Source organism: Zhongshania aquatica (assembly GCF_027257955.1).
Classification (GTDB): Bacteria; Pseudomonadota; Gammaproteobacteria; order Pseudomonadales; family Spongiibacteraceae; genus Spongiibacter; species Spongiibacter aquatica.
On the sequence record NZ_JANZNQ010000006.1, the window covers coordinates 120831 to 141335 of the forward strand.

21 protein-coding genes, 3 tRNA genes and 1 pseudogene are annotated in these 20505 nt (G+C 48.1%); 12 read left to right on the forward strand and 13 right to left on the reverse strand.

The genetic code is table 11. The annotated features are described in order from the left end of the window. Window positions 1–5: 5 nt before the first annotated feature. Window positions 6–500 carry a peptidylprolyl isomerase gene (locus O9X78_RS08040; protein ID WP_269619124.1) on the reverse strand — a complete coding sequence of 165 codons (495 nt, stop codon included), beginning with the start codon at window positions 498–500 and terminating at the stop codon, window positions 6–8. Window positions 501–660: 160 nt separating this feature from the next. Between O9X78_RS08040 and O9X78_RS08045 the strand changes: the two genes are divergently transcribed. From O9X78_RS08045 to O9X78_RS08055, 3 genes are all read left to right on the forward strand, one after another. Further along, the gene (locus O9X78_RS08045) at window positions 661–2334 is read left to right on the forward strand and encodes a glutamine--tRNA ligase/YqeY domain fusion protein (protein WP_269619125.1); all 1674 of its coding nucleotides are present in this window, start codon (window positions 661–663) and stop codon (window positions 2332–2334) included. Between the two features lie 122 nt (window positions 2335–2456). Beyond that, the gene (gene cysS / locus O9X78_RS08050; RefSeq protein WP_269619126.1) at window positions 2457–3860 is read left to right on the forward strand and encodes a cysteine--tRNA ligase; all 1404 of its coding nucleotides are present in this window, start codon (window positions 2457–2459) and stop codon (window positions 3858–3860) included. A 64-nt stretch (window positions 3861–3924) separates the two neighbouring features. Continuing rightward, window positions 3925–4635 carry a hypothetical protein gene (locus O9X78_RS08055; protein ID WP_269619127.1) on the forward strand — a complete coding sequence of 237 codons (711 nt, stop codon included), beginning with the start codon at window positions 3925–3927 and terminating at the stop codon, window positions 4633–4635. Here the strand turns inward: O9X78_RS08055 and O9X78_RS08060 are convergent. From O9X78_RS08060 to folD, 3 genes are read right to left on the reverse strand one after another with little or no spacing between them, the layout of a single operon-like run. Further along, the gene (locus O9X78_RS08060; protein WP_269619128.1) at window positions 4614–4994 is read right to left on the reverse strand and encodes a VanZ family protein; all 381 of its coding nucleotides are present in this window, start codon (window positions 4992–4994) and stop codon (window positions 4614–4616) included. The genes O9X78_RS08055 and O9X78_RS08060 overlap by 22 nt on opposite strands. After that, on the reverse strand, window positions 4991–5638 hold the full coding sequence (locus O9X78_RS08065) for a lysophospholipid acyltransferase family protein (RefSeq protein WP_269619129.1): 648 nt from the start codon (window positions 5636–5638) through the stop codon (window positions 4991–4993). The genes O9X78_RS08060 and O9X78_RS08065 overlap by 4 nt, the downstream gene beginning before the upstream one ends. Before the next feature lie 14 nt (window positions 5639–5652). Beyond that, a complete protein-coding gene (gene folD, locus O9X78_RS08070) occupies window positions 5653–6498 on the reverse strand; it encodes a bifunctional methylenetetrahydrofolate dehydrogenase/methenyltetrahydrofolate cyclohydrolase FolD (RefSeq protein WP_269619130.1) in 846 nt (281 codons plus the stop codon). Between the two features lie 171 nt (window positions 6499–6669). Here folD and O9X78_RS08075 point away from each other — a divergent pair. The 3 genes from O9X78_RS08075 (at window position 6670) to O9X78_RS08085 (ending at window position 6950) form a co-directional block, all read left to right on the forward strand. Next, window positions 6670–6746, forward strand: a tRNA-Pro gene (locus O9X78_RS08075). 28 nt (window positions 6747–6774) lie between these two features. After that, window positions 6775–6851 (forward strand) — tRNA-Arg (locus tag O9X78_RS08080). 23 nt (window positions 6852–6874) lie between these two features. After that, window positions 6875–6950 (forward strand) — tRNA-His (locus tag O9X78_RS08085). Between the two features lie 158 nt (window positions 6951–7108). Here the strand turns inward: O9X78_RS08085 and O9X78_RS21020 are convergent. The 6 genes and pseudogenes from O9X78_RS21020 to O9X78_RS08110 all read right to left on the reverse strand — a co-directional run. Then, a pseudogene (locus O9X78_RS21020) lies at window positions 7109–7231 on the reverse strand (ISL3 family transposase); the annotation flags it as partial. A 497-nt stretch (window positions 7232–7728) separates the two neighbouring features. After that, window positions 7729–8487, reverse strand: coding sequence for a pyridoxine 5'-phosphate synthase (locus O9X78_RS08090; protein WP_269619131.1), 759 nt, complete (start codon window positions 8485–8487; stop codon window positions 7729–7731). A 34-nt stretch (window positions 8488–8521) separates the two neighbouring features. Continuing rightward, window positions 8522–9091 carry a peptidylprolyl isomerase gene (locus O9X78_RS08095; RefSeq protein WP_269619132.1) on the reverse strand — a complete coding sequence of 190 codons (570 nt, stop codon included), beginning with the start codon at window positions 9089–9091 and terminating at the stop codon, window positions 8522–8524. Window positions 9092–9093: 2 nt separating this feature from the next. Continuing rightward, the gene (locus O9X78_RS08100; protein ID WP_269619133.1) at window positions 9094–9765 is read right to left on the reverse strand and encodes a TIGR04211 family SH3 domain-containing protein; all 672 of its coding nucleotides are present in this window, start codon (window positions 9763–9765) and stop codon (window positions 9094–9096) included. An 82-nt stretch (window positions 9766–9847) separates the two neighbouring features. After that, the gene (locus O9X78_RS08105; protein ID WP_269619134.1) at window positions 9848–10147 is read right to left on the reverse strand and encodes a YciI family protein; all 300 of its coding nucleotides are present in this window, start codon (window positions 10145–10147) and stop codon (window positions 9848–9850) included. A gap of 8 nt (window positions 10148–10155) precedes the next feature. Next, window positions 10156–10857 (reverse strand): VC0807 family protein, encoded by a 702-nt coding sequence (locus tag O9X78_RS08110; RefSeq protein ID WP_269619135.1) that lies wholly within the window; start codon window positions 10855–10857, stop codon window positions 10156–10158. Between the two features lie 89 nt (window positions 10858–10946). Here O9X78_RS08110 and O9X78_RS08115 point away from each other — a divergent pair, with 89 nt between their 5' ends. The 5 genes from O9X78_RS08115 (at window position 10947) to rluB (ending at window position 14989) form a co-directional block, all read left to right on the forward strand. Continuing rightward, the gene (locus O9X78_RS08115) at window positions 10947–11774 is read left to right on the forward strand and encodes a PHP domain-containing protein (protein ID WP_269619136.1); all 828 of its coding nucleotides are present in this window, start codon (window positions 10947–10949) and stop codon (window positions 11772–11774) included. A gap of 31 nt (window positions 11775–11805) precedes the next feature. Next, window positions 11806–12435, forward strand: coding sequence for an L-threonylcarbamoyladenylate synthase (locus O9X78_RS08120; RefSeq protein WP_269619137.1), 630 nt, complete (start codon window positions 11806–11808; stop codon window positions 12433–12435). 171 nt (window positions 12436–12606) lie between these two features. Continuing rightward, on the forward strand, window positions 12607–13452 hold the full coding sequence (locus O9X78_RS08125) for a segregation and condensation protein A (RefSeq protein ID WP_435056051.1): 846 nt from the start codon (window positions 12607–12609) through the stop codon (window positions 13450–13452). Next, a complete protein-coding gene (scpB, locus tag O9X78_RS08130; RefSeq protein WP_332108518.1) occupies window positions 13449–14198 on the forward strand; it encodes an SMC-Scp complex subunit ScpB in 750 nt (249 codons plus the stop codon). Before O9X78_RS08125 ends, scpB begins: the two co-directional genes overlap by 4 nt. After that, window positions 14198–14989, forward strand: a complete 792-nt coding sequence (gene rluB, locus O9X78_RS08135; protein WP_269619138.1) for a 23S rRNA pseudouridine(2605) synthase RluB — start codon at window positions 14198–14200, stop codon at window positions 14987–14989. The genes scpB and rluB overlap by 1 nt, the downstream gene beginning before the upstream one ends. A gap of 60 nt (window positions 14990–15049) precedes the next feature. Here rluB and rmf read toward each other — a convergent pair whose 3' ends face one another. Beyond that, a complete protein-coding gene (gene rmf, locus O9X78_RS08140) occupies window positions 15050–15253 on the reverse strand; it encodes a ribosome modulation factor (protein WP_159268486.1) in 204 nt (67 codons plus the stop codon). Window positions 15254–15503: 250 nt separating this feature from the next. Here rmf and rlmKL point away from each other — a divergent pair, with 250 nt between their 5' ends. Continuing rightward, window positions 15504–17681 (forward strand): bifunctional 23S rRNA (guanine(2069)-N(7))-methyltransferase RlmK/23S rRNA (guanine(2445)-N(2))-methyltransferase RlmL, encoded by a 2178-nt coding sequence (gene rlmKL / locus O9X78_RS08145; RefSeq protein WP_269619139.1) that lies wholly within the window; start codon window positions 15504–15506, stop codon window positions 17679–17681. Between the two features lie 121 nt (window positions 17682–17802). Here the strand turns inward: rlmKL and O9X78_RS08150 are convergent, their stop codons facing one another. Both O9X78_RS08150 and O9X78_RS08155 read right to left on the reverse strand, forming a co-directional pair. Further along, window positions 17803–18009 (reverse strand): cold-shock protein, encoded by a 207-nt coding sequence (locus tag O9X78_RS08150; protein WP_103684599.1) that lies wholly within the window; start codon window positions 18007–18009, stop codon window positions 17803–17805. 200 nt (window positions 18010–18209) lie between these two features. After that, window positions 18210–20357 carry a YgiQ family radical SAM protein gene (locus tag O9X78_RS08155; RefSeq protein WP_269619140.1) on the reverse strand — a complete coding sequence of 716 codons (2148 nt, stop codon included), beginning with the start codon at window positions 20355–20357 and terminating at the stop codon, window positions 18210–18212. Between the last annotated feature and the right edge of the window lie 148 nt (window positions 20358–20505).

Genomic DNA, 20505 nt, shown 5'->3' on the forward strand with positions numbered 1-20505 from the left:
GGAGATTAATCTACCCATACTGCTTTTTCGATGACCACATCTTCAGCTGGCACGTCTTGGTGGCCTGCAGCGCTGGTGGTTTTAACGGCTTTGATTTGATTCACAACATCCATACCGTCGACGACCTTTGCAAATACTGCGTATCCCCAGCCCTGCATGGTTTTGCTGCTGTGGTTAAGGAAGTCGTTGTTCTTTACGTTGATAAAGAACTGTGAACTGGCTGAGTGTGGGTCTGATGTACGGGCCATAGACAGGGTGCCGACATCATTTTTTAAGCCGTTATCAGCTTCGTTTTCGATAGGCGCGCGGGTGGTTTTCTGTTTCATGCCTGGCTCAAAACCGCCGCCTTGCAACATAAATCCATCGATAACGCGGTGGAAGATGGTGCCATCATAGAAACCATCGACAACATACTGTTTAAAGTTTTCTGAGGTTCTAGGGGCGTTTTCGAAGTCTAGCTCAACTTTAATGTCGCCGAAATTTGTAGTGAAGATAATCATTTACGCTGATCTCGCTTATAACCGGAAATTAAAGCCGCTATAATAAGGCTTTTGGCTGCAGGGCGAAACCAGCGATAAACCTTCATGTTTGTTGTTCGCAAATTCTGTGGTCGCGGCTGTTTACATTAAATGGCCGATTTTGAACATTTGGAAACAATCAATGACTGACAATGCAGTATCTGGCAATAATTTTCTTCGTACCATCGTCAAGGACGACATCGCTTCTGGTCGCTTAAGCGGTGAGCTCGTCACTCGCTTTCCGCCAGAACCCAACGGTTTTCTGCACATTGGCCACGCTAAATCGATTTGTCTAAATTTTGGGCTTGCCGAACAGTTTGGCGGTCGCTGTCATTTGCGTTTTGACGACACCAATCCGGCCAAGGAAGAGCAGGCCTATATCGATGCTATTCAGGAAGATATTCGCTGGTTGGGCTTTGAGTGGTCTGGTCCAATTCGTTATGCCTCTGACTATTTCGATACCTTGTATGAATATGCCCTGCATTTAATAAGCGGAGGTAATGCCTACGTCTGTGATTTGAGCGCCGACGAGGCCCGTGAGTATCGGGGCACGTTGACCGAGCCCGGAAAGAACAGCCCCTATCGGGATCGCAGTGTAGACGAAAACCTCGCGCTGTTTGCGGGTATGCGCAATGGTGAGTTTGACGAGGGTAGCAGGGTGCTGCGGGCTAAAATCGATATGGCGGCGCCGAATATTAATCTTCGTGACCCTATTATTTATCGTATTCGCAAGGTTGCGCATCACCAAACGGGCGATAAGTGGTGTATCTATCCAACCTATGATTTTACCCACGGTCAGTCAGATGCGTTGGAGGGGATTACTCATTCAATTTGTACACTTGAGTTTGAAGATCACCGTCCTTTGTATGAGTGGTTTATTGCACATTTGCCGGTGCCTGCGCAGCCAAAGCAGTATGAGTTTGCCCGTTTAAACCTTAACTACACTGTGACCAGCAAGCGTAAGCTGAAAATGTTGGTTGATGAAAAAGTGGTTGATGGATGGGATGATCCGCGCATGCCGACGATTGCCGGCATGCGTCGTCGTGGTTTTACCCCTGCGTCTCTGCGCCATTTTTGCGAGATGGTGGGGGTTGCGCGTAGTGAAGGTGTTGTCGATGTGGCAATGCTTGAACACGCTATTCGCGATGACCTCGATAAAAATGCGCCGCGTGCCATGTGTGTTATGGATCCATTGAAACTAGTTATCACTAATTATCCTGAAGATAAAGTGGAATGGCTATCCGCACCGGGTCATCCTAATCGCGATGATCTTGGTGAGCGGAGTTTGCCCTTCAGTCGTGAGGTATATATTGAGCGTGAGGATTTCCGCGAAGAGGCAAATAAAAAGTTTAAGCGTTTAGTACTGGGTAAAAAAGTACGCCTGAGAAGCGCGTATGTGTTGCTAGCGGAATCGGTCGTGAAAGATGAGGCTGGAAATATACTAGAAGTTCACTGCAGCTATGACGATGCCAGCCACGGCGCTGATCCTTCTGACGGTGTAAAACCTAAAGGTGTTATCCATTGGGTGTCTGCCAGTCACGGCAAGCAAGCGACTGTGCGCCTATACGACCGTCTATTTTCACATGAGGCGCCAGATCGCGGTGGCGAGGAATTTCTCGACCACGTTAATCCAGGTTCTCTAAGTATTATTGAAAATTGTTGGATCGAGCCTGGGCTTGCTGATGCTGCGCCAGAAGCGGGTTTTCAGTTTGAGCGCACCGGATATTTTGTTGCCGATAGTGTAGATCATACTGCTGCAGCGCCAGTTTTTAATCGCACTATCGCCCTGCGTGATACATGGAATGGTGGGGAGTAGCCTCCCTAGAAATACGGTTCATTGTCGAAATAAGTTTAATTTTTAAACGACGACGTTAATTTAATACGGGAATAGTTTGGCCATCGGGCTAGGCAATTACCCCAGAGCTTTAAGCGATCTTTATGACGATTCAAATTTACAACACCCTTAGCCGCAGTAAGCAGCCACTGGTTCCGCTACAAGACGGCAAGATTAACATGTATGTTTGCGGTATGACGGTATATGACTTCTGTCATCTTGGTCATGCGCGGGTGTTGGTGGCTTTTGACGTGATCACGCGCTACTTACGAGCCAAGGGCTTTGACGTCAATTACGTGCGCAATATCACCGACATTGACGACAAAATTTTACGGCGTGCTGATGAAAATAATGAACCCTTTGAAGCGTTAACTGAGCGCTTTATTAAGGCAATGCATGAAGATGCGGCGCGCTTAGATATTATGCCTCCAGATCAAGAGCCGAGGGCCACCGCGCATATAGCAGATATTTTAGACATGATCTCGCGTCTGATTGAAAAGGGATTTGCTTACACAGCCTCAAATGGTGATGTGTATTATCGAGTTACGTCATTTGCCGACTACGGCAAGCTGTCTGGTAAGAATCCAGATGAATTGCTTTCGGGTGCGCGTATCGCTGTTGACGAAGCAAAAGATGATCCCCGCGATTTCGCGCTCTGGAAGGCTGTTAAAGACGATAGCGTAAGTTGGCCTTCGCCATGGGGTAACGGTCGCCCAGGTTGGCATATAGAGTGTTCTGCGATGTCTACCTGCTGCCTAGGCAATACCTTCGATATTCATGGTGGCGGGCCAGATTTGGTTTTCCCTCATCATGAAAATGAGATTGCCCAGTCGGAAGCGGCGACTGGGCAGCGTTACGCACAAACATGGATGCATGCGGGTGCGGTTAGGGTCGATAACGAAAAAATGTCTAAATCTTTGGGCAATTTTTTTACTATTCGGGAAATTCTCGACCGCTATCACCCAGAGGTAGTGCGTTATTTTCTCATTTCAAGTCACTATCGCAGTGCTATCAATTATTCGGAAGATAATTTGCTTATCGCCAAGCAAAATTTAGAACGCTTCTACCATTCATTCAAAGGTTTAGATGTCGCTGCGGCATTACCGTACGCAGAGTTGGACCTGAGTGATGAATTTGTTCAACGTTTTGATGCTGCGATGGCTGACGACTTCAATGCGCCTGTTGCCTTGGCCGTGCTCTACGACATGGTGCGCGAATTAAATAGTGCGAAAGAGGCCGCAGATAATGCACGTGTCGCTCATTTAGCAATAACGCTTAAATCGTTGGCGGCGTTGCTAGGTATTTTACAATTGTCTGCCGATGCCTTTTTACAAGCCGGTAGCGGTGATCAATTAGCGGCCGCGGATATTGAAGCGTTGATCGCGGAGCGCGTTCAAGCCAAAAAAGATCGCCAATTTGCACGCGCTGATGAAATTCGTGACTCACTTAAGGCCCAAGGTGTCATTTTGGAAGACAGTCGCGAGGGTACTACTTGGCGACGTGAATAGCGGCGTTTCTGTTGCATGGGATTATCTTTCATAGTTCTGCTTAAAATTCTGTGGGGTCGTTGCGGTGAAGAAAGTAATATTTCTGATGTCGGCGGTCGTGCTATTAGCTGCGTGTACAACAGCTAATCTTTTGTTGGATAGTCGCTTTTTAGCTTCTGCAGATTATTTTCCGGTGACGGGCAGGCAGGGCTGGCTACTCAATCAGCGGCTTGGATTCGGCACGTTTGTATCTGGAAAAGTGGATCGAGATTGGGATACCACTGACACACTGGCGATTGGCGGATTTGAACGTGTTCGCCAAGCCGGTGCATATCGCTTTTCGTTCTCCGATGGCGAAGACAATGTCGCCCAGCTTGACTGCAAAAATGGCGATGATACTGATCATGTGAATCTTCGAGGTGTGCTTGGCGGCGATGCTCGATGGATCGTTGATGCTGACTCGTTTCTAGAATGCTCGATACTAGAATGGGGTGAAACCCTTAGCTGGAAGCTGCTGATGTCCTCTAAAGGCGAACTTTTACGCGGCTATTTGTACTCTGAAAATAAGGCATTGCCGGTATACGAGGTACTTAGCAGCGTCGAGCTAGAAGGAGCTGCATGGGCTATCGGCGAGATTGCTGGATACCTGATTTACCGTGACGGCGTTCAAGTTGCTGCAATTCAAGTAGTTAACGAAGGCGGGGTATGGGTTGGCAACACATTGCCGCTTATTGAGCGACGCAGACTTGCAAGTCTTGCTGCGGCCTTACTACTTTATCGTCCCAGTGAATCCTGAATAGGTCTTGGTTTGTTAGTTGATAGAAAAATTTTTAAAAGTAATAAACCGGAAAGTGCCCCCAAACTATTGGCAATGAAATCTAAAAACGAGGCATAGCGACCGGGTGAGAAGACTTGGGCTAGTTCTAATGCGCCGCCATAAGCACAAATTGCAATGACGATCAGGTGTAAATTGCGAGGCTGAAGCGTTAGCGGATATGCCAATAATACAAACAATAAGTAGGCGCCAAAGTGTTGAAGTTTGTCCCACACATTAAGGTCTGGCATTTCTGCTGATGGCAGTGTTGATGCATACCCGATGAAGACCGCGTAGCCTAGAAGTGGCAGGGCTCTTAGGGTGTTGATGACATATTTCATTTGGCCTGATAATCGTCTGGTAAAAGTGCTGCTAATCGCACTTCGGCAGCACTAACAATTTGATCTGTGTCTTGGCCTTCAAAGTCTTCCAGTGGAAAACGCTCGCTGTGCAAGGTCACATGGCCGAAGGGTTTTGGGAATTTAGATTTATCCCAGGTCGATTCGATTCTCCAGCCTTGGTACTCCGCACGAATGAGGTAGAGCGGCACCTTTGCTCTCATCGCCAGCACGATCGCGCCAGCTTTCATTTCATGACGCGGCCCGCGTGAGCCATCGACGGCAAAAGCGACGGTTTTTCCCTTTCTCGCCGCTTTAAGTAATTGCACAAAAGCGTCTTTGCCGCCCCGGCTGGGCGAGCCTAGTGCGACTTCATAGGTATAGCGTTCCATAACCATTGCGATTGAATAGCCGAAATGATTTTGCGAGGCAATCGCTGCGATATTCTGGTTTTTATATCTGTGGACGATGGGGAGGAGTTCGTCGTGATATACCGCCATAACACAAGGGTGTTCTATATCTAGCTGGCCTTTAAAGCGCAGGGTATTCATTACCCAGAAAAAAATTTGCAGAATGCCGCTCAGCAGAACCCGCGCGAACTTCTGCGCGGGTCCTATTTTCTTAGGTGGTTTGTTAACCCTAGCCATGATTGCAGTCCGTGTTAGGCGATGGCTTTTTCGCCGGAGTCCACGCTTTGGAATATAAGGGTATTGATTGTCATAGGGCCGACGCCACCGGGAACCGGTGTGTAGGCGCTGACGCGATCGACTAGTGGAGCGAGTTCAATGTCACCAACACCACCAGGATGGTAGCCGGCGTCTACAACCACAGCGCCGTCTTTTATCCAGTCTGCTTTTATGAATTCGGGTTTGCCGACTGCGCCGACGAGAATGTCCGCTTGTTTTACTAAGTCAGGAAGGTTTTTTGTGCGTGAATGGCAAATAGTGACTGTGGCATTTGCTTCGAGCAACATCATTGCCATTGGTTTGCCTAGTATGGCACTTCGACCCACTACGACCGCATGCTTGCCCTCTATATCGATCTTATAGTGCTCTAGGATGCGCATGATGCCCTTTGGAGTGGCGCAGCCATAAGCTGTTTCGCCCATTGCCATGCGGCCAAAGCCTAGGCAGGTTACGCCGTCTACGTCCTTGTGCAGCGCTATGGCGTCAAAGCAGGCGCGCTCGTCAATTTGTTCTGGCACCGGGTGTTGCAAAAGAATGCCGTGAACATTTTCGTTATTATTTAATTCATCTATTTTGGCTAGTAGCTGCTCTGTTGTCGTCGTGCCGGGCATTTCTACTGCCATTGAATCCATGCCCACGCGTCGACAGGCATTGCCTTTCATTTTCACGTAAGTGGCAGAGGCGGGGTCGTCACCGACGAGTATTGTCGCGAGAATGGGGGTGCGGCCGTTTGAGCGGCTTTTTAATGCCGTTACGCGGCTGCTTAGTTGTTCTTCCCAGCTTGCCGCCAGTGTTTTGCCGTCTAAAATCAAAGCCGTCATTCAGATAGGTCTCGCAAAAAAAGATGATTTAAATTAGAGTGTTATTGTCTCATGGGCTTAAACCGCTGGCCAACAAATCAAACGAATAAATTTTCTCAAAATCGTTGACGAGGCAAAAAGGTCTGCGTATCATGCGCAGCTCCTGTAGCGGGGCACACGGGAAACGAAAAACGGGGTATAGCGCAGTCTGGTAGCGCGCCTGCTTTGGGAGCAGGATGTCGGGAGTTCGAATCTCTCTACCCCGACCATTTTTCGTAACTCAGTTCGGTCGGTTTTGCGCCCGTAGCTCAGCTGGATAGAGCAACGGCCTTCTAAGCCGTCGGTCACAGGTTCGAATCCTGTCGGGCGCGCCATTTACAGGACAGTATTTCCAATGGTGGCCGTAGCTCAGTTGGTAGAGTCCAGGATTGTGATTCCTGTTGTCGCGGGTTCGAGCCCCGTCGGCCACCCCATTCATTTTTTCAACCTCAACGCCAAGATAAAATTACTCCAGCTCTACCCAATCAACGGGGCTTGGCACTTATTAAACCCTGTTAATCACACCGTCCCACCCAAGATGGGCTTCAACCATTAGCGCAATGTGTTCACTAGCGCTCGTAGTGGGCGGGCTCTCAGCTAACTCATCAAGCAATCTCATACACACCGGCAACTTGATACTGGCTTTCTTACGCGTCAGGGTCTTGAGCAACACAAACCGGATTAATCCTTGCTTGGCCGCATACAGTGCTTGCAGGGCGGTCTGCGCGCAGCCTTTGCCCAGACCTTGATTTCTTTCCTACGTATTACACGGTCAATCTAAAGGCCAAGTATGCCTATAATTCTTTCTGCGTGAGGCATCGGTATTCTCCATGAAATGGATCGTCGCAAAATCATTTTAATGAATGCCGGTGTCCGCCGTTAATGATGAAGAGCCAATACGGAACTGCGCGCTTTGAGAATGGGAGCGGCATCCTGGATGATGAGAGAAGTCTCACGGACGTCGGTGGCCGTATTGCTGCGAAATTGGTCTGGGGTGTAGCGTTGACGCTGTGGTGGCAACATTGGTCATGGACGATGGGTTTGGCTCATAGGATGAGCTGGAAAAGCTGGAAGCTGACTTTTACATTGTGCTTAAAAAGGTGTTCTAGTTAATTATTTGAGCGTGGTGTTTTTACTCTCTTATAAGCAGGAAATTAATGTCGCCGTTTTGCATTTCTGGCATTGTCGACGGCGGTCAGCTTTTTTTAATATTTAGCGCAGGCAGTTAAGATAGGATTTTACGCAATTGTCCAAGCCTAGCTCTATGGCGTCTACCGTGAATGCGTGACCAATAGACACTTCCAGCAAGTTTTGAACACTATTTTTAAATAAGAATAGATTATGAAGATTGAGATCGTGCCCGGCGTTTAGTCCGAGGTTTTCTTCAGCGGCTGTATTACTCGCGGCTATGAACTGATTTAAAACCGCATCTTGATGAACTGAGCCAAAGTTTTCGGCGTAGGGGCCGGTGTAAAGCTCTATTCGGTCAGCGCCGACCTGTTTGGCTAGCCGTATTTGCGCTTCATCGGGGTCCATAAATAAACTTACTCGCACACCTAAGCGTTTGAGTTCGTCAATTATGGGGGCAATTCGGTCGCCGTCTTTACGTAAGTCAAAACCATGGTCTGAGGTAAGTTGGCTGTCGGTATCAGGAACCAGCGTGCACTGCGCCGGTTTTGTTACGCGGACTATCTCCATAAACCCCGGATAGTCGCTTACGCCGCGTCTATCGCTTTTCGTTGCCGGCGCAAATGGGTTGCCTTCAATATTGAATTCTACGTCAAGCATGCCTGCTAATTCATAGCAGTCGTCTGCTCTAATGTGTCGCTGATCAGGCCTAGGGTGAACCGTGATGCCGTGAGCGCCTGCTGCAATGCATCTCGCTGCATGTAGAGCCACGCTTGGGTATTCGGTATCACGAGAATTGCGAATTAATGCAATTTTATTTAGGTTGATACTTAGCGCAGTCAAAATGACCCCTCGCGCCTAGGCGCAATATTGTCGCTTACTTCAGTGTAGTGCTAATAATCAGTATCGGTTCTACTGGCACGTCGTCCATGTGACCGACGGAATGAGTTTTGCTGATGGCAATATCGCGAACTATGTTTTGGCCGTCAATAACTTTACCGAATACGGCATAACCATCGCGTCCCATACGAGAATCTAGGTCTAGGTTCATGCGCATATTGATAAAAAACTGTGAGCGGGCGCTATTTGGATCGTCTGTACGAGCCATTGCAACTGTCCAGCGGTCATTGCTGAGTTTGCTGGTTTTTGATTCGTTAATAATGGGTTCGCCGTTGGGCTTTTCGACCATGTCAGCAGTAAAGCCGCCGCCCTGCACTGCAAAGCGGCGTATAACGCGGTGGAAAATAGTGCCGTTGTAAAAACCGCTTTTTACATATCCTAAAAAGTTTTCAACCGTCACTGGCGCTTTGGCAGGCAATAGCTCAATTGTGATGTCACCCTTTGAGGTAGTTAGAACTACAATTGGATTGGCTGCCGGTTCCTCAGCCATCGCAAAGGTAGAGAAAAGGCCAGATATAACGAGTAGCAGCGCTGGAATCAGTCGCATGATCAACCCCAGTCCGAGCGACGTTTAGGCATCATTCTCGGCACGAAGAGTGCGATAAAGACGCCGATCAGTACAGCAAAAGCGCCATTTAAAAAGAATTCATTTTCTTTGTTTTCGCGCAGGCGAGCGTTATCAGTTTTCAATACGTCAACTTCGCTGCTTAACATTTGATTAGACTCAAGTAGGCGACGGTTGTCGTCGTCTAGCTTAATGCTATTTGCAGAGATTCGTTTGATTTCCTCAAGCTCATCGACCAGTGATTTATTTTCTGACTTGAGTTCGTCGACGATACTATTGGTTTCTTTGCTGTTTTGCGTAGTGTTCTCAAGCTGTGCGCGTAAATCTTTATTTGCGGTGGCTAATTCTTCGATCTGTTTTTTATTTTCAGCCAGCTGGCTTCTTGCGGCAGGTGTAGAAACTAGGTAATGACTGGGCAGCCATCCTTCTATGCCTTTGTCAGTTCTTACTTTTGAATAGCCGCTGTCTTCGTTACTGCTGATGAGATCTAGCTTTTCGCCGCTGGGTAGGCCGCGGTGAATAATTCGATATTTAGATCCATCACCGACACGGAGTGGTACATAAATTTTATCGCTGATGAAACGGGTTTCGGCGATGGATGCGCTTGCGAGGCTAAGTAAGAGTGCTGAAACGCCAAATATAATAGATTTCTTCACTGTATTTTCCACGTTAATAAGCTGCGCTAAATAATTAACAAGCAAGGATAAAGCACTTACAAGAGTAGTTCAATTCCGCTTGCTACGGCAGCACTTTTTTGTAGGGTTTAACGGTAACTTTGCCGTATACACCTGCGTCAATGTAGGGGTCTGTGTCTGCCCATGATTGCGCATCTTCCAGAGAGGGGAATTCGGCAACGATTAAGCTGCCGGTGAATCCTGCTTCACCGGGATCTTCACTGTCGATTGCTGGGTGTGGTCCGGCTAAGACTAAACGCCCTTGATTTTTGAGTTCTTGTAAACGAGCGATGTGTGCAGCACGAGCGCCCAGTCGCTTACTAAGGCTATCGGCAACGTCTTCACTAATTATGGCGTAAAGCATAATGTTTCCTAATTTATTCTGAATATGTCTTCAAAGCTAAGTGCGGTTAATTTTTCTATTTGTTTTACCAAGTAAAATAGCGCGCCGACCATGACTAAAGTGCAAGGTAGGGCGATTACTGGAAAGCTTAACCCCGTCATTTTACCTAGTTCCGCGCTATATTCCGCGCTCCCCGGTGGGCTGACCAGTAGCACCTTGGCAAGAATATAGTTAAGTGCGGATGACATGAAAAACGAGAAAGCGACTAAGTACGTGGCGTTGCGGAGTGCGGCATCGAATAGGGAGGCATTACCGCGTTGAGCTAGCGCGTCGCTTATTTTGTCCGTGTAGATTACTTGGTCATTGAAGAGGAAGGTTTTGATCAATGGATAAGGTGTATACAGAGATACTAGAGTTGCGATGCCGATAATGGCCGGAATACTGGCTTCTTTTATCGCGATATACTCGGCGTCTAGCTCCAGTAGGCTGATACCGCCGGTTAACAGTACGCTGATAAAACCCAGAATGGCAAAGGCATTGGCGCGTTGGGTTTTTACAAAATCATAAATGCCAAAAGCTAATGGGAAGGCGAGGGCAATCACGATACTATAGCGGGGCCCCAGATACTCATCGCCACTGAGTTTGGTTAGTATCAGGGTGGGTATGATGATATTGAATAATAGATTAACAACAACGCTGTGTCGTTGGGGAGAATTTGCCTGCTCCGGCATGGTGTTTCCTGTCGGTTATTTTGGAAGACGGTAATCCGCCCACTATACCCATTTTACTTTTTCACCACTAGTCTAGGAGAGGAATTGGCATGATAGTCGATTTGCATACCCATACCACTGCCTCGGACGGTGGACTGAGTCCTGAAGAATTGATTCTTAGGGCAAAGGAGCGCGGTGTTCAATTACTCGCGGTGACCGACCACGATACCATTGATGGCTATGATGATATCGTTCGCTTGAACAGCGAAGGCTTGCAGATTGTTGCCGGTATTGAGCTATCTTGCACCTGGTCAGGTGTGAATATCCACGTGCTCGGTCTCGGGATTGACGTAAGCAGCGAGGCCTTGCGAAAGGAGTTAGCTGATCAGCGAGAAGCTCGTGGCGAGCGCGCAAAGATTATTGCCAGTAAATTAACAAAGTTGGGATTTGAAGGTACATACGAGGGTGCCTCTGAACTAGCGAGTGGGCGTGCAATAGGTCGTCCGGATTTTGCGCGGTTTATGGTTGCTCAGGGTTATGTCGACACTATGGCGACAGCCTTTGATAAGTATTTGGGCGCCGGAAAAGTCGGTGATGTCAAAGCGATGTGGCCTTCATTAGAAGCCATCGTTGGGTGGATAAGGGCTGCGGGCGGTGTGGCAGTCTTGGCCCACCCGCTGCATTACAAACTGACCAATGCGAAATTGCGGCGAATGTTGGCTGAGTTTAAAGAGGCCGGCGGTGAAGGGCTTGAGGTGTGTAACGGTCGTCCTTCACCGTCGGATTTAAACTACTTACGACAGCTGTGTAACGACTACGATTTTGAAGCCTCTGCTGGTAGTGACTTTCATCAGCCTACTAGTTGGTTAGAATTGGGTTGCGATGCGGCTATTATTGCACCTTGTAAGCCGGTATGGGCGCGATGGTTGCCCGCTTAATTATTTGTATAAACCCATTGGGGATATGGCATTGAGTCAGTTTTTTCAAATACATCCAGAAAATCCGCAAGCTCGTTTGATAAAGCAAGCTGCGGACATTATTCGTGGCGGCGGTGTGGTAGCGTATCCTACGGACTCGGCGTACGCCTTGGGCTGCCATTTGGGCGATAAAACGGCAATGGAGCGTGTGCGGGCAATACGCCGGCTTGACGACAAACATAACTTCACATTGATGTGTAGTGATCTATCTGAACTTGGTACTTATGCCAAGGTAGATAACAGTGCGTTTCGACTGCTAAAGGCGCATATCCCCGGTCCCTACACGTTTATACTGCGTGCGACGCCTGAAGTGCCCAAGCGTCTTTTGCATCCAAAGCGAAAGAGTATTGGGTTGCGTGTGCCCGCAAATCAAATATGTTTAGATTTAATGGCGGAGCTGGGTGAGCCACTTATGAGTGTTACGCTCATTCTGCCGGGAGAGGATCTGCCAATGACAGATCCCTACGATATCCGCGACACCATTGGTAATTTGGTCGACCTCGTTATCGATGGTGGGTATTGCGGAATGGAAGCAACGACAGTGATTGATTTGGTGGACGATGTCCCCGTCGTAATTCGCCGTGGCCTAGGTGATGTCAGTCAATTTGAGGATTCGCTGTGACCTGCGCCAAGATCAACGTATAATCGCGCCCTTGGTAAATGATATCGTGAGATCTCAGTAACAGTGCAAGAAGAATCCTCAGAAAAGCCCGCCGTAAAGCAATTAGGAGCAGCTCCGCCAGAAGAGCGGCAAAACGCTGCGTCTGAAATAACGGCGGGCCGCTTAGAGCCAGTGCCAGAAGGCGTATTGGAAGCGATTGATATCGTCAGTCTCAAAGCAATTCGGCAGCAACCTCAGCAGGGCGAAATGCCCTTTGCCGTGGTGCAGGGCAGGCCAGTCACTGAAATACCTAAAGATTTATACATCCCGCCGGAAGCCCTAGAAGTCTTTCTTGAGGCATTCGAGGGGCCGCTTGATCTACTTTTGTACCTTATAAAGCGCCAAAATCTCGATATTCTGGAAATAAACGTCGCCCAGATCACTGAGCAGTACATGCAGTACGTGAATATGATGAGCGCGATGCAGTTCGAGTTGGCGTCGGAATATCTGCTTATGGCCGCAATGCTTGCAGAAATTAAGTCACGTATGTTGCTGCCGCGCTCAGCCGATGTACTTGATGATGAAGAAGATCCCCGCGCCCAATTGATTCGGCGCCTACAAGAATATGAGCGCTTCAAACAAGCGGCTGAAAATATCGACCAGCTGCCGCGAATGGGCCGTGACAATTATGCGGTGGTTATCGAACCGCCGCCAATGTCTAAGCTGCGCGCCGAACCCGATGTAGATTTAAGAGAGCTACTGCTTGTTCTTGGCGAGGTGCTGCGTCGAGCCGATCTATTTGAAAGCCATCAGATTCAACGTGAAAAGCTATCTACGCGTGAGCGTATGTCGCAGGTGCTGGCCGTGTTGCGCTCAGATAGTTTTGTTCCTTTTGTTACCTTGTTCAAAGCTGAGGAGGGGCGTTTAGGCGTTGTTGTTACCTTTTTAGCGATCATGGAATTAATTAAAGAGTCATTGGTGGAAATTGTTCAATCAGAGGCCTTCGCGCCAATTCACGTAAAAGCGAAAGTTATATGATGCCGGATTCACAGCAGTTAAAGCGTATTATCGAAGCGACCTTAATGGCTGTCGGCCGACCTTTGTCGCTGCAACATATTGCCGAGTTGTTTGACGCAGAAGATCGTCCGACAACGGGTGATATTCAAGATGCGCTTAATGCCATCGGTCAAGATTGCGAAGGCCGAGGCTTTGAGTTGAAAGTTGTTGCCAGTGGCTACCGTTTGCAGGTTTGTGAAGACTTAGCGCCATGGGTCGGCCGTTTATGGGAAGAAAAGCCTCAACGCTATTCGCGGGCCATGCTAGAGACCTTGGCGCTTATAGCCTACCGCCAGCCCATTACCCGTGGCGATATTGAAGATATTCGCGGTGTTGCGGTGAGCTCGCAAATTATTAAGACCATGTTAGAGCGCGAATGGGTTCGGGTTGTTGGCCATAAAGATGTGCCTGGTCGTCCGGCGATGTACGCGACGACGCGCAAATTTTTAGATTATTTTAATTTGCGCAATTTAGATGAGCTGCCAAGTCTGGCAGAAATTACAGATCTTGATACGCTTAACGGCGAACTTGAATTGCACACCGGAGAGTTTGTCGCTGAGTCGGCTGGCACCGATACTAATCCTGCCGATGCCGATGCCGATGCCGATGCCGATGCCGATGCCGATGCCGATGTCGATGCCGATGCCGATGCCGATGCCGAGCCTGATAATGGCATTCTGCCTGATCAAGTCTACGATCAAGAATACCCACCCGAGACAAACTTTTAATGATACAAACAGATGAAAAATTACAAAAAGTACTGGCTCGTGCTGGCTTGGGTTCGCGCAGAGAAATGGAAAAAGTTATCAGCGAAGGACGTGTTCTTGTTGATGGCAGAGTTGCGACCCTCGGTGATCGTGTAACGAGTGCGGTCAAGATTCAGGTAGATGGTAAGCCGTTGCGCCTAGAAACTGCCGCCGCAAGGCCGCGTATTTTGCTCTACAACAAGCCAGAGGGTGAGATTTGTAGCCGTAAAGACCCAGAGGGTCGTCGCTCGGTATTTGATCGTTTACCCCGTTTGCAAGGTGAGCGTTGGATTTCAGTGGGGCGTTTAGATTTTAATACTACAGGTTTGTTGTTGTTCACCACAGATGGCGATCTGGCAAATAAGTTGATGCATCCGTCAACCACAATCGAGCGTGAGTATCTCTGTCGCGTTATGGGTGGAGCCAATGAAGATACCCTAAAGCGCCTAAAAGAAGGTGTGCAATTAGAAGATGGTGTTGCGCGCTTTACCGATATTGTCGATGGTGGTGGCGAAGGCATTAATCATTGGTATTACGTCGTTATTATGGAAGGGCGTAACCGAGAGGTGCGACGTTTGTGGGAATCGCAAGATTTGCAGGTTAACCGCTTAAAGCGCGTGCGCTACGGCTCAGTTTTTATTCCTTCGAAGGTGAAGGTGGGGCAGTGGACAGAATTGGACGACAAAGATATTGCCGACGTTTACGCGATGGCGGATTTACCTGTGCCAGTGACTGCGGCGCCTCCGGGTGGTCGCGGACGTAGAACGCGTTAGGCAGAAATGACAAAAGGCCTGTTAGGCCTTTTGTTGTTGGTGTTGATGTTTGGTATTTACTTAGTGAAACGCCTGTTTTTGAAGAGCAGTGGCGGTATCTATACCATCCCAGTGATCGGTGCGTCCCTCTCGCCAGCCTGACATCCACTCCTGTTTAAGTTGCTCTTGATTATGGGGACAATTGTCTTTTTGTCTACCGGAAATGCCGGCTTGATAACCACGTTGATATGCTCTTTCTGTCATGTCGCGTTTCTGTCTTCTCATAGGGCATCTGCCTCCACGTATTTAGTCAACATGTCGCTACGGTATCGCTTGGTCGCGCAACAACCGATTTTCTGTCACCATCGCGATTCGTCGTATCGCGACAGGATCTTTATGTAATCAAATTTTCATACACTTAGTCGAAGACCTATTACTTCTAAGTAGGGGATCCCTTATTCGCTAGGTGTATAAGTAGTTAAGTCGTTGTTTAGTTTATTAAATATACATTTCACTAGTGCTCAGTAGAGGTTTTATGAGTCAAACCAATTCATTTATTGCTACCTGTCCAAAGGGCTTGGAGCAATTATTGGCATCAGAAATTGCTAGCCTGGGCGCGGAAGTCGGTCGTGAGAGTGTTGGATCAATCAGTTTTGTTGCCAATATCGCCACTGCTTACCGCATATGCTTATGGTCGAGGTTAGCAAATAGGGTCTTACTCGTTCTTTCTGAGTTTAGAGGAGAGAATGCGGATGCTTTGTATCAAGGTATGTTGGCGGTTGAATGGAGCGAGCATTTGGCGGCCACCAGTCGCATTACCGTAGACTTTAATGGTCAGTCTGATGATATTCGCAACACCCATTTTGGCGCTTTGAAAAGCAAGGATGCGATCGTTGATTATTTTATGGCGAAGGGCGCACAGCGTCCGAGTGTTGATAAAGACAATCCCGATGTGCGCATAAATGTGCGTCTGCGCAAAGGCTATATAACCATTGCAGTGGATTTGTCCGGTGAAAGCCTGCATCGCCGCGCCTACCGCAGCAGTGGTGCAATGGCGCCACTTAAAGAAAATCTTGCCGCGGTTTTGTTATTGCGCGCGGACTGGCCTGGTATGGCAAGTCGTGGCGGAGGGTTAATTGATCCCATGTGTGGTTCCGGTACGCTGCTTATTGAGGCGGCGATGATGGCGATGCATATAGCACCCGGTTTACTTCGCACTCGTTGGGGATTTACAGGTTGGTGCGGTCACGAGCCAAAAACATGGGAGCATCTTCTCGACGAAGCAAGAACCCGGCGCGCGAAGTCGTTAATGCGTGAGTGGCCAGAAATTCGCGGCTACGACGCCAATGGCAAAGTCGTTGCACAGGCAGAAGAAAATATCGCTAATGCGGGCTTAGAAAAATTTGTAAAAGTGTCGCGACGTGAATTGGCGCAACTGTCTATGCCGACTCACAAGGCATTACCTGAGGGTTTATTAATTACTAATCCACCCTACGGTGAACGTTTAGGTGAGCAGGCAGAATTATTGCATTTGTATCGCCACCTAGGCCAAGCAATGAAAGAACATTTTCTTGGTTGGCAGGGTGCCATATTTACCGGTAACCCCGATCTCGGTAAGCGCATGGGTTTGCGAAGCAATAAACAATATCAGTTATTAAATGGCACCATTCCAGCAAAATTATTGCTTTTTAATATTACGCCAGACGCTTTTGTGGTCGAGCGTGATCACGCGCCCCAAAAAGACAATAAGCCTGTATCCGATGCGCCTCTCACTGCGGGCGGGCAGATGTTTGCCAATCGACTTCGTAAAAATATAAAGCGATTGAGTAAATGGAAAAATAAAAACGCGATTGAATGCTACCGTGTATACGACGCCGATATGCCGGAGTATTCAGTAGCTGTCGATTGCTATGGTAGCTCGGTACATATTGCTGAATACATGGCGCCCATTACGATTTCAGAAGAAGACGCCGAGCGGCGGCTGCGCGAAGTTATTGAAGCGGTCAGCCAGGTTTTTTCAGTGTCAGCGGGAAATATTGCAATCAAAGAGCGTCGACGTCAGCGCGGAAAAGATCAGTACCAGCGCCAGGCACCACGCAATTCTTTTATGGAAGTAAGCGAAGGGCAGGCAAAGTTATTAGTTAATCTTTTCGACTATCTCGATACTGGTTTGTTTTTAGACCATCGGCCTGTGCGTTTAGATATTGCCGAGCGGGCGCGGGGTAAACGGTTTCTAAACTTGTTTAGCTATACCGGGGTTGCGTCAGTGCAGGCTGGCATTGGCGGCGCACGTTTTACCACCTCAGTAGACATGTCTCGTACGTATTTGCAGTGGGCTCGGCGTAATCTATCTTTAAATGGGTTAAGTGAATCTCGACATAGAACGGAGCATGCCGACTGTAGAAAATGGTTAAAAGACTGCGAAGATCAATACGATCTTATTTTGTTGGACCCGCCGACATTCTCAAATTCAAAACGTATGGATGATGTTTTGGATACTCAAAAAGATCATCCTGATTTGATTGCAGATGCTATGCGTTGTTTGGCGCCCGATGGCGTTTTGATATTTTCGACGAATAAGCGCGATTTTGTTCTTGATGAAAACGTGGCTGAGAAATATAAAATTGAAGACAAAACTCGGTGGTCTTTAGACGAGGATTTTTCACGCGGCGGTAAGCCAATACACTACTGCTGGTATATCGAGCATAAATAAATAGCTCTACTGAGATTTCAAAGCTTGAGTGGGTACTTGGATTTTATGGTGTGAGTAACTGATTAGATTTGCAGAGAGGAGTATAAATTAAGCGGCGGCCGTTGCGACCGCCGCTAAGCGTTCAAAGGACAGTTACATTAGCTGCCTGTGGGCCTTTTTGACCGGTAGTTACGTCAAACTCAACTGCTTGACCTTCTGCCAGTGTTTTAAAGCCTGAACCGCCAATGGCGCTAAAGTGAACAAAAACATCTGGGCCGGAGTCTTGCTCAATAAAACCAAAGCCTTTAGTTTCGTTAAACCATTTTACTTTTCCAGTGCTTCTGGACATGTTGTGTACCTCGTTACGTGGTTGCCTTTTTTGGTGCTTGAGCTGAGATAGGCAGGGACTTATGAAACAGAACGAGGTACTAAAATCGACTTCGTGGTGCTATATACATAAAACCAAGCTGCATCCGTAGCCAGCAAATCCATTATATACATACTCAAAAGCACAATAGGAAGACTTTTGCACCTAAAATAATGAATTTTTTATTTCGTTTTGCGGGGCGGCAATCCCGTGTGCTGAGTTAGTATTCGGCGACCTTTTCCGTTTTTGGGCGTCCAGTTTGCTGGCTGGCGCGGCGGCACTAAGTGCTTTTTGCCGTAACCGATAAGATCTTTGCGTCCCATGCTGAGTAGTGATTCTCTTATTGACGGCCAACCCTCGGGGTCATGGTAGCGTAAATAGGCCTTGTGCAGGCGTCGCTGTTTTAATCCTTTTGCACTCACCACGTCCTCGCTGGTACGAGATACTTTTTTGAGCGGGTTTTTGCCGGAATAATACATGGCCGTCGCGTTCGCCATGGGGGATGGATAAAACGCCTGAACCTGATCGGCACGGAAGCCATTGTTTTTCAGCCACATGGCGAGATTCATCATGTCTTTGTCGCTGGTGCCTGGATGCGCCGCGATAAAGTAGGGGATCAAATATTGCTCTTTTCCTGCCAGTTTTGAATATTTGTCGAACATGGCTTTGAACTTGTCATAGCTGCCCATGCCGGGCTTCATCATTTTTGACAGCGGCCCGTCCTCGGAATGCTCAGGCGCTATTTTTAAATAGCCCCCAACATGGTGAGTCACAAGCTCCTTTACGTATTCTGGGGTTTCTATTGCTAGATCGTAACGTAGCCCAGATGCGATAAGTACTTTTTTGACGCCATCTAATGAGCGAACGTCTCGGTACAAATCGATTAGTGGTGTTTGGTCGGTGTTTAGACTTTTACAAATACCGGGGTACACGCAGGACAATCTGCGGCAGCGCTGTTCAATTTCAGTACTCTTACAATTCAGGCGCCACATATTGGCGGTGGGGCCGCCAAGGTCTGAAATTACCCCGGTAAATTCTGGGGTTTTATCACGGATTTTTTCTACCTCTTTCACGATTGACTCGTGCGAGCGGCTTTGAATTATGCGGCCTTCATGTTCTGTAATTGAGCAAAAACTACAGCCACCAAAACAGCCTCGCATGATATTTACCGAGAAACGTATCATGTCGTAGGCAGGTATTTTTGCCTTACCGTAAACTGGATGTGGTTTGCGCTGATAAGGCAGCTCAAATACCCAGTCTAACTCTTCGGTGGTTAGTGGAATTGGTGGTGGGTTCAGCCACACTTCTTGATCACCGTGACGCTGAACCAACGCGCGCGCATTACCTGGGTTAGTTTCTAAGTGAAGAACTCGCGCTGCATGGGCATAGTTTACTGGGTCGTCTTTCACGACGTCGTAATCGGGTAAACGAATAACGGTTTTTGCGGCGTCAGTTCCAGCTTTGCGTGCCTGCAAAGGGTCTATTATGCGAACGGTTTGAATGTCTTCTACCGTTTTCGCAACAGCTTCTTCATCGTTTTTCTTGCAGCTTTCTGTCGCACTGGTATCGACATAGGGGCTGGTGATAGGGTCGACTTTGCCGAGTTGATCGACGCTTGCCGAATCAATGACCGTCCAGCCGGCTGGAATTTCTCGGATTACATAGGCGGTGCCGCGCAAATCGGTAATAGTGTCGATAGCATCGCCACGGCCGAGCCGATGGGCAACATCGATAATGGCGCGCTCCGCATTCCCGTAAAGCAGCAAATCAGCTCGGGAATCTAGCAGAACAGAACGACGAACTTTGTCGCTCCAGTAATCGTAATGCGCTATGCGGCGAAGACTGGCTTCTATCGAGCCAATAATAATCGGTGTGTCTTTATAGGCTTCGCGACAGCGTTGCGAATAGACAATGACGGCTCGATCCGGACGTTTTCCGCCCTCGTTGTTTGGTGAATAAGCATCGTCATGACGCAGGCGACGATCCGCTGTATAGCGGTTGATCATAGAATCCATATTGCCGGAAGCAACGCCAAAGAACAGATTGGGCTGGCCTAGCTGCTTGAAGGGCTCAGCCGACTGCCAGTCAGGCTGCGATATAATACCCACCCTAAAGCCCTGTGCTTCAAGAACTCGGCCGATGACTGCCATGCCAAAACTGGGATGATCGACATAGGCATCGCCGGTCACAATAATAATATCGCAACTGTCCCAGCCTAAAGCTTCCATCTCGGCTCGAGATGTTGGCAGGTAGGTCGCGGTGCCGAAACATTCGGCCCAATATTGGCGATGACTAAAAATTACTTTGGGTGTTTGCATAACTGATGACATGGTGCTGACGCAGAATTCTGAATGAGGAGGCATTATACGTGATAATGTGGCTTGTTGCTGGTCTGTTCGAACTCACCTTAAAATATAAAATTGAGCAGTAAGTGCTTGAATATTTAAAGGAATAATTAGTAAATAGTCGACTAGTTGG

Coding starts and splice junctions, on each gene's coding strand:
- O9X78_RS08095 (WP_269619132.1), bottom strand. CDS start 9,091: ATGCGACTGATTCCAGCGCTGCTACTCGTTATATCTGGCCTTTTCTCT.
- O9X78_RS08150 (WP_103684599.1), bottom strand. CDS start 18,009: ATGTCCAGAAGCACTGGAAAAGTAAAATGGTTTAACGAAACTAAAGGC.
- O9X78_RS08155 (WP_269619140.1), bottom strand. CDS start 20,357: ATGTCATCAGTTATGCAAACACCCAAAGTAATTTTTAGTCATCGCCAA.
- cysS (WP_269619126.1), top strand. CDS start 2,457: ATGACGATTCAAATTTACAACACCCTTAGCCGCAGTAAGCAGCCACTG.
- O9X78_RS08110 (WP_269619135.1), bottom strand. CDS start 10,857: ATGCCGGAGCAGGCAAATTCTCCCCAACGACACAGCGTTGTTGTTAAT.
- O9X78_RS08040 (WP_269619124.1), bottom strand. CDS start 500: ATGATTATCTTCACTACAAATTTCGGCGACATTAAAGTTGAGCTAGAC.
- O9X78_RS08045 (WP_269619125.1), top strand. CDS start 661: ATGACTGACAATGCAGTATCTGGCAATAATTTTCTTCGTACCATCGTC.
- scpB (WP_332108518.1), top strand. CDS start 13,449: ATGATGCCGGATTCACAGCAGTTAAAGCGTATTATCGAAGCGACCTTA.
- folD (WP_269619130.1), bottom strand. CDS start 6,498: ATGACGGCTTTGATTTTAGACGGCAAAACACTGGCGGCAAGCTGGGAA.
- rluB (WP_269619138.1), top strand. CDS start 14,198: ATGATACAAACAGATGAAAAATTACAAAAAGTACTGGCTCGTGCTGGC.
- O9X78_RS08115 (WP_269619136.1), top strand. CDS start 10,947: ATGATAGTCGATTTGCATACCCATACCACTGCCTCGGACGGTGGACTG.
- O9X78_RS08060 (WP_269619128.1), bottom strand. CDS start 4,994: ATGAAATATGTCATCAACACCCTAAGAGCCCTGCCACTTCTAGGCTAC.
- O9X78_RS08105 (WP_269619134.1), bottom strand. CDS start 10,147: ATGCTTTACGCCATAATTAGTGAAGACGTTGCCGATAGCCTTAGTAAG.
- O9X78_RS08065 (WP_269619129.1), bottom strand. CDS start 5,638: ATGGCTAGGGTTAACAAACCACCTAAGAAAATAGGACCCGCGCAGAAG.
- rmf (WP_159268486.1), bottom strand. CDS start 15,253: ATGAGAAGACAGAAACGCGACATGACAGAAAGAGCATATCAACGTGGT.
- rlmKL (WP_269619139.1), top strand. CDS start 15,504: ATGAGTCAAACCAATTCATTTATTGCTACCTGTCCAAAGGGCTTGGAG.